The sequence below is a fragment of the Paenibacillus mellifer genome, assembly GCF_023195895.1.
Classification (GTDB): domain Bacteria; phylum Bacillota; class Bacilli; order Paenibacillales; family Paenibacillaceae; genus Fontibacillus; species Fontibacillus mellifer.
Genome location: NZ_JALPRK010000007.1, coordinates 94,470 through 108,333 on the forward strand (window position 1 = coordinate 94,470; position 13,864 = coordinate 108,333).

At 45.5% G+C, this 13,864-nt stretch carries 8 protein-coding genes, 4 pseudogenes and 1 riboswitch; of the genes and pseudogenes, 9 read left to right on the forward strand and 3 right to left on the reverse strand.

Going from position 1 to position 13,864, the window contains the following annotated elements:
• Positions 1–81 precede the first annotated feature (81 nt).
• The 4 genes from M0651_RS09960 (at position 82) to M0651_RS09975 (ending at position 4,533) form a co-directional block, all read left to right on the forward strand.
• A complete protein-coding gene (locus tag M0651_RS09960) occupies positions 82–543 on the forward strand; it encodes a hypothetical protein (protein WP_021877427.1) in 462 nt (153 codons plus the stop codon).
• Positions 544–1,548: 1,005 nt separating this feature from the next.
• Positions 1,549–1,968 carry a sigma factor-like helix-turn-helix DNA-binding protein gene (locus M0651_RS09965; protein WP_169284750.1) on the forward strand — a complete coding sequence of 140 codons (420 nt, stop codon included), beginning with the start codon at positions 1,549–1,551 and terminating at the stop codon, positions 1,966–1,968.
• 119 nt (positions 1,969–2,087) lie between these two features.
• Positions 2,088–2,495 (forward strand): DUF6075 family protein, encoded by a 408-nt coding sequence (locus M0651_RS09970; RefSeq protein ID WP_021877429.1) that lies wholly within the window; start codon positions 2,088–2,090, stop codon positions 2,493–2,495.
• A 28-nt stretch (positions 2,496–2,523) separates the two neighbouring features.
• Positions 2,524–4,533 carry a C40 family peptidase gene (locus M0651_RS09975; RefSeq protein ID WP_248551625.1) on the forward strand — a complete coding sequence of 670 codons (2,010 nt, stop codon included), beginning with the start codon at positions 2,524–2,526 and terminating at the stop codon, positions 4,531–4,533.
• Positions 4,534–4,637: 104 nt separating this feature from the next.
• On the opposite strand, the pseudogene M0651_RS09980 reads toward M0651_RS09975, so the two are convergent.
• Both M0651_RS09980 and M0651_RS24345 read right to left on the reverse strand, forming a co-directional pair.
• Positions 4,638–5,108: pseudogene (locus tag M0651_RS09980) on the reverse strand (IS66 family transposase); the annotation flags it as partial.
• Positions 5,109–5,743: 635 nt separating this feature from the next.
• Positions 5,744–5,886, reverse strand: a pseudogene (locus M0651_RS24345) (IS256 family transposase); the annotation flags it as partial.
• Positions 5,887–6,114: 228 nt separating this feature from the next.
• Between M0651_RS24345 and M0651_RS09985 the strand changes: the two are divergent.
• Entirely contained in the window at positions 6,115–6,957 is an 843-nt protein-coding gene (locus M0651_RS09985; protein WP_248551626.1) for an aldo/keto reductase, read from the forward strand.
• A gap of 543 nt (positions 6,958–7,500) precedes the next feature.
• Positions 7,501–7,752: a hypothetical protein gene (locus M0651_RS24280; RefSeq protein ID WP_372490925.1), complete on the forward strand. Its 252-nt coding sequence runs from the start codon at positions 7,501–7,503 to the stop codon at positions 7,750–7,752.
• A 104-nt stretch (positions 7,753–7,856) separates the two neighbouring features.
• On the opposite strand, the gene M0651_RS09990 is transcribed toward M0651_RS24280, so the two are convergent.
• The gene (locus tag M0651_RS09990) at positions 7,857–8,996 is read right to left on the reverse strand and encodes a zinc-dependent alcohol dehydrogenase (protein WP_169284747.1); all 1,140 of its coding nucleotides are present in this window, start codon (positions 8,994–8,996) and stop codon (positions 7,857–7,859) included.
• Positions 8,997–9,683: 687 nt separating this feature from the next.
• Here M0651_RS09990 and M0651_RS09995 point away from each other — a divergent pair.
• The 3 genes and pseudogenes from M0651_RS09995 to M0651_RS24350 all read left to right on the forward strand — a co-directional run.
• Positions 9,684–10,061: pseudogene (locus tag M0651_RS09995) on the forward strand (IS4 family transposase); the annotation flags it as partial.
• Positions 10,062–10,244: 183 nt separating this feature from the next.
• Positions 10,245–10,331, forward strand: a riboswitch (cyclic di-GMP riboswitch).
• Positions 10,332–10,478: 147 nt separating this feature from the next.
• Entirely contained in the window at positions 10,479–13,013 is a 2,535-nt protein-coding gene (locus M0651_RS10000; protein ID WP_248551627.1) for an EAL domain-containing protein, read from the forward strand.
• Positions 13,014–13,028: 15 nt separating this feature from the next.
• Positions 13,029–13,139 (forward strand): annotated as a pseudogene (locus tag M0651_RS24350) (ATP-binding protein); the annotation flags it as partial.
• Positions 13,140–13,864 lie beyond the last annotated feature (725 nt).

Consider the following 13,864-nt stretch of genomic DNA (forward strand, 5'->3'; position numbering starts at 1 on the left):
AACATGGATTGATTTGCACTTCATTCAGCAGTTTTGCGGAAGGAGAGTTGTAGTATTTCTTGGAATTGGGGAGGGTGTCTGATGAATCTTACTCAACAGTCCATCCCCTATGAAAAAGTGGAAGCATGGCTTATGTCCTATAGTGATTGGAAAGCAAGGTTGGAATATGCGCAGGCAGAGCTTAAGCATATTCCGGGATTAACGAGGGCTCTGCATGAATGGGTGAATCATGGCAATGGAAGAAAACAAGAACCATTGTTGCGTACGGTCATTCATCGGATAGAGATCACTGAACATGAAATCCCGTTGCTATTATCGAGAATCGGATTGATCGATTACGCTTTCTCGGCTCTCACCACAGAGGAAATTTTGTTCGTTCGTCTACGATATTTGGATAAACTGGCGCTTTCGGTCATTATAGATCGCATTGCACTTTCCCGCCGCGCGTTCTTTTATCATCGGAAGCGAATTCTGCATAAAGTATATCGAAAAATCAAAGATCGGGCGGTCCTGTTGGAACTGGATTCCTTTGGAGAAGACTGATCATATCATTACTTCAGAAGATGCACATACGCATCTTCTATTTTTATGGTTCGTGAATTGAAGAATATCCCCGTTTTCAAACAGGCTCTAGGGTCTACCCCCATTTTTAGCAGTCAGTTCAATCTCTCCGAGTACGATTAACTCCTCACCAAGAGAAGAGATGCCGTGAATCTTTCTTGCACCGAACATGCACCGAACGCTGCACTAGATTTGCTCTTATTTTGCACGAATTATGCACCCAATATGCACGATTTTCCTGATACGATGATAGTATAGCAAGCTTAAGGGCAGCCTACAAGATCATCGGCTGTCCTTTATGTTTGTGAAGCGAGGATTGACGAAACGGGCATAACTTGTTCCATGCATGGTTTCGTCATGTTCCCCATTAATTCGTACAATAATACCGATGAAAGGAGGGCGATGATGCGGTTCCTATTAATCTGTAATTTAGAAATAGGTAGACATGCCATCCTGAACTGGATACATCTGTATTCATTCTATGCGCATTACTTTGCATTCCAGCCATTGAGCGCCGCTTCATTTTTTGCTGTGATCAGCAAAAAGAAGCGAAACGCTCTTTTTTATTTTCTGATTGAAACCCAAAAGAAGGTAGCTATTACAGTGACGAGTGCTGAAGGCATGTGATACGGGACAATCAAAAAGGAGCGTTTGAACTAAAACGTAGGACAACACCATCATAAAACAGACTGGTTATTCCTCTCGCAATGGTGTTGCCATGTGAGGAGGGAAATTGATATTATGTGCCCCACGTTGCATGCAATGTCAAACCACGATCCTTTTATGTGTTTTTACTATTCGTACGGCTCATAACGCCTCAACGATGGATATTACTATCAGACTTGGCTGCAAATCAGCATTGGATTGCTGAGCGGCAAGGTCTTTTTTATTTATGTAACACAATCAACAATCGTTTTAAAGGGAGCGTTGGCTGTCGCTCTCCCCCTCCATTTTGGTTTGCTCACAAACCAAAATGGAGGGACGAATATGAAAAGGATTAATTTGCGGGATATGTATCCCTTTATCAAAACGGATGTATGGATCGACCTAGATGATGAAGTGGCACAAGAAATCCGCCGTTTCGACTTAAACGAAAGTGCATACAAATTGCGCACCTATCGTCATCGCGCTTATTACTCGCTTGATCGGAACGACGGTATAGAACAAGATATTCTTTTCCTTTCGATTTCCCCGGAGGAATATTACGAGCGTAAGCTTTCCAATGAGCAGCTTTATGCGGCTATGTGTCGATTGCCGGAAAAATCGTTCAGACGAATTTATGCTCATTTCTTCTTAGGCATGAGCAAAGTAGCGATTGCCCAAGCTGAACAAGTTGATGAACGGGCAGTACGAAAATCTATTGAACGCGGCTTAAAACAAATGGCGCAGTTTCTCAATAAAATGTGATTGCGGTAGGTCAAAGGGTCCGATTTGCTTGCCAAAATGAACAGATAGTTAGAGAGCTTTATGTAGGCGGCGGCTGGGTATTACCAGCCGCTCATTTTCCATGAGAGGGGCAGGTAACAATGAATCCGATTCGATTTCGAGATGCTGAACACGAAAGTTTCTACTATCGGATGCTGGATGAAAGGAAATGCAGCGACGGCTATCATCGGGCACTTTTCTACACATTAGGTATTTCCCGCGATACTCGGAGTCATATCCGCGATTTGTTTGATTTTTCTAATGGGGGCATTAAGCCCGGAGGTCTCGCAGCCTCGTGGCAAACCGGTAGTTCTATCCGCGTGTGTAGGCTTGCTTTTAATCTGTGGAATGGCTGGACGGAAAAAGGTGGGGAACGCTACTCTACTCCCCACGAATTATTCGATTGCAGCTACGCTCCCTATTTTTTTGAAGCGATTCAACTTCGTTATCCGGACTATTGCCGAAGCCAGGAGAAGAATTTCAAGCGGCTGAACGAACAAGTTCGCTGAATGGCAACAAGCTAGGGGAGTGGAATAGATGAAGGATATTAAAACGAGGACTGTTGTGAAAGATATTAAACGTTTGGACAGACTGCCAAACTTGATGGATCGTGTAAAACATTCGAGCGCACGCACAAAACAACACAAAGACAATGACAAGACGATTTCACAATCTCCAAATGAATATGCGCAGCACCATTCTGCATCGGCCATAGATAAAACGGTACGTTTTCAAATTGGAATGAGCGTGGTTGCTAGCAAAAGATTGATAAGGTTCATTCAAAAAAGGCGGGCAAAGTCAGAAGGGGATACAATATCGATACAGAACCCCGCTGCTATAATTACTAAGCCTTCAGGTACACGTCAATTGCGACTTGCCCGTAGGTTGCATCTCCGCAAGCCGGTAGATGGGAAATATCACTTGTCAGCTAACCATCAATCAAAAAAACAACGCTTTATACGGAGCCGGGTCAATGCCCGGCTTTTGCATCCTCTTCGCAAAAATAGCTTTACTAACCGAATTCTAAATCGGGAAGGTAGAGATCAAGAACCGGCCGGGAAAAAAGGAGCATTTGCCGCCGCGGCATCTCATTCAGCAAATGTACGCGTGAATCGTCCAAAAGCGCTAACGTCAGTAAGCATGAGGAAGCGGCATTTCAGGCCACCGTCATCCCGAATCCCCTTCGCTATATCCAAGCAAGCAAGCCATACGATCAAACGTAAAGAAAGGAAATTTAAGACATTATCGCCATTTATAAAAACGGGACAACGGCTAGGACAGGCTAAAAGCCCCTCTGATTATCAAGCGGAAGGAAAAATGAATAGTGCCAGGACAGCGCAGCGGACTGCACAGATGGCGATGACTGCCCGCCGCTCTATTCAAAGGGCACAAGCTGCGGCGCGATTAAATCTTCGGATCATTAAAATGGTAGTAAAAGCAGCCGCTTTGCTTGTCAAAGGGGTAGCCGCGCTTTTGGGGATTAGTAGCACCGTTATTGTATTGCTGTGCATTGTTATGGCTATAGCAGCTGTCATTTCCTCTCCGTTCAGCATCTTTGTTTCCGGTGAAAACACGGATGCCGATGTAAAGCCGCTTTCCCGAATCGTTCAAGAGCTGGACATTGAGTATGCCGACCGACTGGCAGAAATACAGCAGTCCGCTGGCCGTGTAGACCGGGTGGAGTTTCATTACCCCGGTAGCGCGGACAACACGCGAATAGATAATTGGATGGATATTATAACCGTTTTTGCCGTGAAGACTGTCATGGATTCAGAAAACGGAATGGATGTAGCAACACTTGATGCAACAAGGATTGGGATCATCCAATCGGTGTTTTGGGACATGAATCAACTGGAATCCCGTATCGAAACGATCGAACATACGGAAAGTGTTACGGTAGAGCATGAAGATGGGACTACCAGCGAAGAGACGACTACCAGCTATGAACACATTTTGCATATTACTGTTTCGAGCAAAACTGCGGAGCAACAGGCTGAATCTTATCACTTTACAAATGAACAGATGGACATCATGAAGGAAATGATGTCTGGAGAGTTTCGGCCACTCATGTTTGCGATGCTGGGTAAAGAAACGGATATTGGCTTGACGCCGGGGCAGCTAGCGGATATTGGGCAGCATTTGCCCGAGGGAGAAATAGGCAGTGAAGTCGTCAAATTGGCGCTAACTCGTTTAGGTGATCCGTACAGTCAACCGAAGGCCGGACAGGATGACTTTACAGATTGTAGCTATCTCGTTCAGTGGGTTTATCGACAGCTAAGCATTAACCTGCCAAGAACCGCAGCAGAACAAGCAAGATTTTGCGTAGAAAATGGCCTGACAGTAAGCGCGGCAGACCTGGTTCCTGGCGATCTAATATTTTGGAGCTACGAGCATAATGGTAGGTTTATGGATATTACCCACGTTGGAATTTATGCGGGGGATGGCAAAGTTGTAGATGCTTCCTCAAGCCGGGGACAAGTAGTGTACCGCAATCTGTTCGATTCGGACAAGCAAGTGTTGTTTGGAAGACCTGCGGTTCAAGTGTGAGGTACAGGTGAGCGTCAAATAGCCCCAACCTACCAGTCAGATGGGAGCGAGTGTATGATGGATAGAGATTACGTGAGACGGAAGGAGTCCGGTAGTGACGGCGACTACGGCATATAAGGCTCCAGTGCATGCGGGTCTTTCAGATCTGCAAGCTTCGGCAGTTGCTCGAACAGGTACATCAGGTACTTGAACGGATGCAGGCCATTTTCTTTCGCCGTCTCGATCACGCTGTAAATGGCAGCACTGGCCGTAGCTCCCAGCGGGGTATTCGCAAACAACCAATTTTTTCGCCCGATCACAAAGGGCTTGATCGAACGCTAACTGCGGTTATTGTCGATTTCAAGACGCCCGTCATTCAGAAACGCCGTCAGTTTCTCCCATTGATTCAAGCTGTAAGCTATTGCTTGGCCGACCAAGCTCTTCGGCATCGTTCGGCATTTTTGCTGGCGCAGCCATGCAAAGTAAGCATGTAGCATGGGCTGGCTTCGCTCGGCCCGTGCGAGGTGGTGATCTTCCGCTGTAGCTTCCTGCAGATCTCGTTCAATCACAAAGAGCTGGTTGCAATACGCCAATCCCTAGGCTGCGACGGTTTCCGGGTTGCCTTTGGCCTCCGGCGCCGCTTTCATTTAATGATGCCTCCAATTTTGAACTTACAGCGAAAAAAATTTTGATGCTTTATTTTCATTAGAAACAAGCAAGAGTCTTGAGCAAATAGAATCTTTCTGTGAGATAAGTATTGATACTTTATCAGGTCAAAAAAATATGAATCGTACACTAAAATAAGACTTAATAATATCAAGGATTTGTTAAAAATGATTTGAAAGACAAAGGTAAGAAAGGTGCCCGGAACATTGGAAGTCAAGGCGGGTTAGAACAGTTTGAATGGCACTTAAGTAGGATTATCCCAGTTCATGCTAACGCGTGGATAACGGACTTTCCCTTGCCTCTGATGAGCTAATGGCAGGAGATTTGATTTTCTGGAACTACGACCGAAAGGGAGGTTTATGAATATTTCGCATGTCGGCATTTATGCCGGCGAGGGCAAAGTTATCGATGCCTCCTCCAGACGGTTACAGGTTGTTTATCGAATGTATTTGACGCCGATCTTCAAGTAATGTACGGCAGGCCGTATTTTCAAAATTGAGGCATTTCGTTCATTTTTGTGAGACTTCTTGTGCAGTGACGTATATTAAGAAACACATCTCAGCCCGTAGTAGCCATTGCGACTATTGTGCTCGCCGCCGGGCTCTTCCTCCATGTAGTGTTTGATTTCTGCACGGATGGATTCCAAGTTTTCTTTCACGAACGAGGTGATAGCATTATCAAATAGATTGGCAAGCAAGTTTAGGGTATAGTAGTCCTCGAGTAGGATCCTTTCTTGGTGGCGTCGTAACCCCGAGGATATCCTACTTTTTTGTTGTCTTTTAAGTCTCCAAATCATGGTAGACAAACAATTGTACGTCATATTAGCAACTTAGAATGTATGGGAGACCACTGCAAAAACATCGCCCAATATATTCGCTATGGAGAATAGGACGGTGCGCTGCAGGAAAAATTAAAAAAAAATAAGGGGGTGGGCGCGTGGTAACCCTAACTGATGGGACAACTTTGCCCAGAATCGGTCAAGGTACGTGGTATATGGGGGATGAGCCGTCCATGAAAAATGAAGAGCTTCGCACGTTAAGACGCGGTGTGGAGCTTGGATTGAACCTGATCGATTCGGCTGAAATGTATGGTGATGGCAGATCCGAGTCCTTGGTTGGAGAAGCGATCGAAGGGATCCGAGATCAAGTGTTTCTGGTATCCAAAGTGTACCCGCACAACGCTGGTCTGAATCGCATCGTCGGCAGCTGCGAACAAAGCTTGAAGCGGTTAAAGACGGACCGTCTCGACCTTTATCTTCTTCACTGGAGAGGAAGTATTCCTCTAAGCGAAACGGTAGAAGCGATGGAGCAGTTGGTCGAAGCGGGGAAAATTTTGCGATGGGGTGTCTCTAACCTGGACACGGACGATATGAAAGAACTGTTCGACGCGGCGCGAGGGACGAATTGCATGGTCGATCAGGTACTGTATCATCTCGGTTCCCGCGGTGTAGAATACGACCTGCTTCCTTGGTTGAGAGAGCGAAAAATCCCGATAATGGCCTATAGTCCGCTTGCCCAGGCGGGCACTTTACGAAGAGGGTTGGTTGAGCATCCAGCGGTTAAGGAAATTGCCGATCGACATGGCGTGAAGCCACTTCAGATTCTCTTGGCTTGGTGCATTAGAAGCGGTGACGTAATTGCCATTCCTAAGGCGTCAACAGCAGCGCATGTCGAAGAGAATGCGGAGGCGGAACGTATTAAGCTTACCGAGGAAGACTTGGGGATGTTGGATGAGGCGTTCTTCAAACCCACTAGAAAGGTTCGGCTCGACATTATTTAAGAAAGCCTTCACATGAAAGTTTCCGCAGGTTAGACTTGTTGGATTCCCGAATTTAAAACCGCTGCTTTTCCGTCAGTTTCGACAACTGTAGCACATCTCTCCATGTTCTCTTTTACGAATTTTTCCTTCTGTTGATTGCCCCCGTGGGCAAGCTTGCCAATAGCGAATAATCCTCAAGGAACGATGCTTTCGCATGTTCGCTTACCTCAAGATCGAACAAGGTATCTCTCACACCCATCATTATGGAGCCGAATTGATTCCACCTCTGTTAGCCAGCTCCTCAGAAACAGAAAAGTCCCGACATAAGATTGAATGTTCGGGACTTTTCGTGATATTTTTCTATTTACCAACTCTAATGTCACTGGACACAGATAAACTGGGAGAAGACGCAGATGATGAAAATTACTTGGAAGTCGCCAAAGTGTTGATTCACGCAGCGGAGCTACGGGCAAGGGAGTTCGGGATCGCGGAGGTGATAGCCATGTAGACGATGACGGGAATTTTGTTGCTTCTCATCGGATGGACACCATTCCTGGCTGGCCTATGTCCGACATCACCCATAATAAGGCATGGACGGCGGTCGCGCTAAAGATGCCTGCGGCGAGCGTTGCTCTTTTGGCGGTCCTGAACGGGGAACTTTACGGGTTCATTACGACCAACCAACGGACGCGTGGTCGTGTTCGGAGGGGGATTCCGTTGTCATTCGAAGGGAAAATCGTCAGGGCGGTCGGTGCAAGAGTCGCGGATCGGGTCTCCAGGGAGCTTGCTGTAAACCTGGCGGTTTTAGGCCTATAATGAAACTTGGTCCTGCTAATATTGAAGAAGAATCGGCTAAACACATGGGGCTGTCCCTCAGGGTACAATACCCCGTGGCACAGCCTCTTTTCTCATGTCATCATTTAAGGCTTCAGTACGAATTTAATGCATTCGTCCGCATGATTGTAAAAGGTGTTATACGCGTTATGCGCCTGATCGAGCGGCACTTTATGCGTGATGATCTCCGTCGGATCGAACTCGCCTGCCATAATTTTTTGATACAGCATCGGCATGTAATGGATCACGGGCGCCTGTCCCATGGTTAGCTTCACGTTTCGTTCCCAAATGTTTCCGAACATGAACTGGTAGTATTTAGAACCGTATACTCCCGTAATCTGAATCGTGCCGAATTTCCGCACCGCATTCATCGCGATGTTGATCGGGCTAAGTGTTCCGCCAACCAGCTTGGCCTTTTGCTCTTCCTCCTCCAATGGCGTCTTCTTGCCGTCCATTCCGACGCAATCGATGACGACATCCGCGCCCCCGCCCGTTATTTCTTTTATATGCAGCCCCATGTCTTTGAAATCTTCAAAGTTGAAGGTTTCGACGTTATTCATTTTTTTGGCATGGTTCAGCCGGTACGGGAGATTGTCGATCGCGATGACCCGTTTGGCCCCTTTCATCCAAGCGAATATTTGCGCCATCAAGCCGACGGGGCCGCAGCCGAGCACCACAACCGTATCCCCCTGCTTCACGCCGCCGTTGTCCACGCTCCAATAGGCCGTCGGCAGCACGTCGGACAGGAACAGGAGCTTCTCATCCTCCAATTCGCATGACTCCGGAATAACGAAGGGCATGAAATTGCCGTATGGCACGTAAAGCAATTCGGCTTGTCCGCCCCAATAATTCCCATACCGTTCGGTAAACCCAAAGTAAGCTCCCGTATCCACTTGGGGATTGGGGTTGGAGTTGTCGCATTGGCTCTCCATTTCATGCTGGCAGTAATGACAGCTGCCGCACGAGATATTGAACGGGAGCACGACCCGGTCCCCTTTCTTGACCTTTGTCACCTCAGGGCCTACTTCTTCGACGATGCCCATCGGTTCATGGCCGATCACGTATCCGGTTTGGGCTTGAATCGCCCCCTGGTATATATGGAGATCAGAACCGCATATGGCGGTCGAGGTGATCCTGACGATAATCCCGTCTTTTTTCTGAATCGTCGGATCCGCGACCTGCGTCACTTGCATGTTCTTCATGCCATGGAATGTTACAGCCTTCATAATCGCCCTCCTGTTATGACATGCCTTGAATTTGCATGCATGCTTCTATTATGAAATTGGAGAGAGGATTATACATTCGATATACGGTAAATTCGACAGTCGCGGAGCGCCTAAGAACAAGAAAGGAGACGGAGGACGGAAAGATTCACGTGAAAGTAAATTCAACACTAAGGGTATTTGTAAGGTTATCAAAGAACAAAACCTCACTAAATAAATCCTTGTGCTCACAGTTAATAAAACTATCTAAATACCCTTTGTTAACAACTTGACCACACTACCTCTTTATTCTGGATTATCGCGCATTGCTTGTACTAAATCTAATGTCCATTCATTACTAACAGCAAGCAATGAAGAATGTGCAGGTACGGTGCACGGCCTTCCCGTCGGAACTTTGGTCCTGTAGCAAATTCACGCGCGACTATATAAAATTGTCTTCCCAAATCCTCAAAGACATTCTCGCGAACCAGATCAAAACTTACTTCGAAGCTGCACCTAGTTCTTCTATGGCTTTAACAATACTTGTAGGTTACCAACCCAAATTTCGCAGAGCGAAATTCGTCTTGAAGTCATGTCGTTGCAGGCTTCCAAGGCGATCAGATACTGGGCTTGTTAATAGAAAAACACCGCTTCGTTTGCTAAGTGAAAGTTTTGAGCAATCACTTTAACCGAAGAGGTGGTGTCTACCTAATGATATCCCATCCATCCGAATTGATTCAAATGCCTAACGAACTAAAGCCAGCGTTCCAAGAATTGAAAGTCATGCAGCATTTGCAACAAGCTGGATTCCGTAAACGTTTTGGCTTTAGCTGCGCCCGGCTGTTCCAACTCGTCTTCGTTTTGTTATTTCATCAGAAAAACTGGTTTCGCCTGCTTGAAAGCCGCAAGGACGATTCGAAGGCCGGCAAAGCTGCGGTTTATTGCTTTCTCAATCATGCCGGCTTTGCATGGCGTCGTTTTCTGACTTCGCTTAGCGTGGCCACCATGAAAAAGGTGGAAAAGGTGGATGCGCTGACTTCTGCGGATCGGGATACCGTCTTCATCGTCGACGATTTGATGTTCGAAAAGTTAACCTATGTGCTAATGTTGTCGCGAGGGATAGCACGGTAATCCCGTGCTAAAGCGCTTCATTTGTCCGAAAGCTCATTGGAAACCCTAATCAACTTGGTATCTTCGCAAAGTCAATATTCATGGACAAAGAGAATATTGCAGAAGATTGTCGAACCATGGCATAATGTGGTTGAAGATTAACAATTGAAATGGCAAACCCATTGAAAGATGGGGACGCAAAGCCATGGGCCTAATACGCATGTTCGTTATGGTTGCCAGGTTGCCGTGTGTTGCGTTTTTTTCGTTGTCTCTAGTCTGTTTGTTGGGGATTAGAGTGGCGAGAACAGCGATAGTCCCCCGTAATTCGATAAATTCATCCTCGATACCACAGGTACTTTGTCGTCTCATCAACAACACGAGTAGGGGGAGGTAACAATGGGGATTCAACAATTAGAGAAAGATTTAAGAGAAGCACTGGAACGTCAAGAGTTCCAACTGTACTATCAGCCAAAATTGGATTTGGCTTCGGGGAAAATCACAGGCGTTGAAGCATTGATCCGATGGGAGCATCCAGAACAAGGACTTCTTACTCCAACACAGTTTATTCCACTCGCAGAAGAGACTAATCTGATTTCCCCCATCGGTGAATGGGTGTTGCGAACCGCTTGTACTCAGAGCAAGGCATGGCAGGATGCAGGTGCCCCAACACTTATAATGGCAGTCAACCTCTCTGTACGTCAATTTTATCAACCTGATTTTGTGGAAAGTGTGGAAAATATTTTGCATGAGACAGGGCTTGTTCCATCGTATCTGGAGCTTGAAATTACGGAATACATGACGATGGAAATTGTCCGAATTGTTCCAATTCTAAGACAATTAAAAAATCTCGGTATAAAAATCAGTTTGGATGACTTCGGGATAGGGTATAGTTCCCTGTATAACTTCAAAGAATTGCCGATTGACATTATAAAAATTGATCAATGTTTTGTGAATAACTGCCTGGTGAACATGAAGGATGCAACGATTGTCAAGGCAATTATTGCTCTGGGGCATGAATTAAATGTGGAGGTCGTTGCTGAAGGAATCGAATCGAAAGAGCAATTGATATTTCTCCAACAAAACCTCTGCGATTTAGGGCAAGGTTATTTGTTTAGCAAACCTTTGCCGCCATCGGAATTTCTGGTGGCATTCCATCAAATAGAGAAGATTTTTAGTAGAGATGGAATACCTTCAGCATTATTCAGAGAAAAATGGTTACAAGAAGCTTTGCACAAAACAAAGCAGGAATTAGCAGTTACGTTGAGATACCAGCAAGGTATGACTTTTAAGTTGACTCGGCATGATGGAAAATTTATTCATACTTTGTGTGATGGTGAATTGTTATATCGCATGGGTCTAACACCCGAACAAGTCGTAGGAAAGGAGCCTCATGAATTCCTCCCGCTCAATGATGCTGAACGGAAGTCTCAATATTACGAAAGAGCTTGGGGTGGAGAGGAGAACGTCACTTATGAAGGTCAATACAACGGAATTTGGTATTTGGCTTCCTTACGCCCTATCCATAGAGGGAGACAAGTAGCAGAGGTAATCGGCTCGGCTGTCGATATAAGTGATCGTATCAAAAAAGAAAGGGAAGCGTCTCTTCTCACACAATACCTCGTGGAGCAAGAGTCAAAATACCGATTGATTGGGGAGAATTCACAAGACCTGATTGCCATCTTGGATACTAATGGTGTATTACAGTACGCTTCGCCATCCCACATTCGGATGTTCGGGGGGGAAGCTTCCCAATTTGAAGGAAACTACCCTTTCTCTATGGTACACCCCGATGATCTTGCACTCATCAGAGAACGTTGGGATGAAATGATATCCACCAAGACTTCGGTACGTCTTGAGTGGCGATTCGTTAAAGTGGACGAGACCTGCATTTGGCTCGAAGGCATAGGGACTCCCATTCTAACGTCCGATGGTAAGATTGATAGCATCTTAGTAACTGGTCGGGAGATTACAGAACGCAAGATACAGGAATGGAAACTCCGTGAGAGCGAACAACGGTATCGTGATATCTCTGAACGTCTCGCTGAGAGAGAAGAAAAGTATCGTTTTATTGCCGAAAATACCCAGGATTTAGTCGGTGTCGTGGATATGGAAGGTATAGTTCTATACGCCTCGCCGTCCCATGAATTGGTCTTGGGGTTTTCGTCCAGCGAATTTGAAGGAAATTCTGCTTTTTATTTCGTTCATCCTGACGATCTTGCGTATGTTAAGAAGCAATTCAATGACATGGTTACATTAAAATCAACGTTCGATTTTGAGTGGAGGTGTAAAAAAGCAGATGGCAGTTGGGTATATATCGAGACCAGGGGCACTCCTATATTTGATGAAAATCGCAAAGTAGTGCAATGCGTGTACGCGTCTCGTGATATTTCGGAACGAAAGAAGGCAGAAGAACTCCTTCTACGAACTGAAAAGCTATTGATAGTAGGTCAAATGGCTGCAGGGGTTGCACATGAGTTTAGAAATCCTCTAACCTCGATCAAGGAATTCGCCCAGCTGTTACAACAAGGTAACGAAAAACCCGAGTATATTGAATTGATTCTATCTGAGGTTGGGAGATTGGAAGCTATAGTATGGGGATTTTTAACACTTGCCAAACCCCAAGCTCCGGAAATGCAGGAAGTTGATGCGGCGGTTGTTTTACAACAGGAGGTGTTGTTATTCAGTACACACTCCATATTAAACAACATTGAAATTATTGAAGAACACGACTCGGAAGTACCACGTATTTACTGCTATGAGAATCAAATCAAGCAAGTAATTATTAACATTCTCCAGAATGCGGTTGACGCTATGCCAAACGGTGGAATCATCAAAACACAGATTCTATGCCACGATTCAGAATTTATCAAATTTCGATTTGTAGACCAAGGAAGTGGCATTTCATTGGAACGAATTAAATCCATTGGTTAACCCTTTTATAGTTCCAAAGAAAAGGGGACGGGATTAGGCCTAACGGTCAGCAACAAGATTGTCCACGTACACGGAGGGAGTATTCACATCGAAAGCACGGTCAACGAAGGAACCATTGTTGATGTGATTTTACCCATCAGATACGGACAGAGCTTGCTCCAGGAATCCCAGTTACGGTTGTATTCGTACGTCACCGATCCAAGAATGAATGGCTTGCCATTCTGATCCCTAATATTGAAGAAAAAACTCAAAATTTCACTCGAATCAGAAGCAATTTCCTCGGCCGCTTCTTGTAAAACAATCGGTGTACGCACTTTTATTGACTACAAAGTCCTGATTCTTAATGGAATTTTGTCATTCGTCGGTAACCAAAGTTGAGATGATTCATTATAGATTTCATCAATTCGATGCATGATCCTTAAAGTGGCTATTGTCTTTGCTCTACGCCAATCGGCGAGAGACTGCGTGCTCTTGCGACCCCTTTGTAGACCGAGAGGGGATTAGTAAGCATGTCGGTGACTATTGCTGAATATCACCGACATTGTCTGTCCCTAAATTTCTGTGTTGGAAGGGGTAGAGGTGCGAAAAAAGGCCGGTGTGGGTAGGGTGAGGGAATGGGGAAGATGAAGCCCGATTAGCTTGGTATAGAGCTAATCGGGCCAATTTCATGCCATTTTTTCAAGTCAAGGCTTCGGGTTACCTAAAACGATAATAACAGTGACAGTAGTGTTAGTATGACTTGGAGTCACCCACATGTGAAGAATGCAAAGAAATTAATGTTAATGTAATCGAGCATGTGAAAGGTTACATTCAAAGAAAGGTTCAAAAAAAGGGCATCCCGCAAAGGTCCG

What these genes read in the sequence shown, in the direction of transcription:
- M0651_RS09960 (WP_021877427.1), top strand. Translation starts at nt 82, where the DNA reads ATGAATCTTACTCAACAGTCCATCCCCTATGAAAAAGTGGAAGCATGG.
- M0651_RS09965 (WP_169284750.1), top strand. Translation starts at nt 1,549, where the DNA reads ATGAAAAGGATTAATTTGCGGGATATGTATCCCTTTATCAAAACGGAT.
- M0651_RS09970 (WP_021877429.1), top strand. Translation starts at nt 2,088, where the DNA reads ATGAATCCGATTCGATTTCGAGATGCTGAACACGAAAGTTTCTACTAT.
- M0651_RS09975 (WP_248551625.1), top strand. Translation starts at nt 2,524, where the DNA reads ATGAAGGATATTAAAACGAGGACTGTTGTGAAAGATATTAAACGTTTG.
- M0651_RS24280 (WP_372490925.1), top strand. Translation starts at nt 7,501, where the DNA reads ATGTCCGACATCACCCATAATAAGGCATGGACGGCGGTCGCGCTAAAG.
- M0651_RS09990 (WP_169284747.1), bottom strand. Translation starts at nt 8,996, where the DNA reads ATGAAGGCTGTAACATTCCATGGCATGAAGAACATGCAAGTGACGCAG.
- M0651_RS10000 (WP_248551627.1), top strand. Translation starts at nt 10,479, where the DNA reads ATGGGGATTCAACAATTAGAGAAAGATTTAAGAGAAGCACTGGAACGT.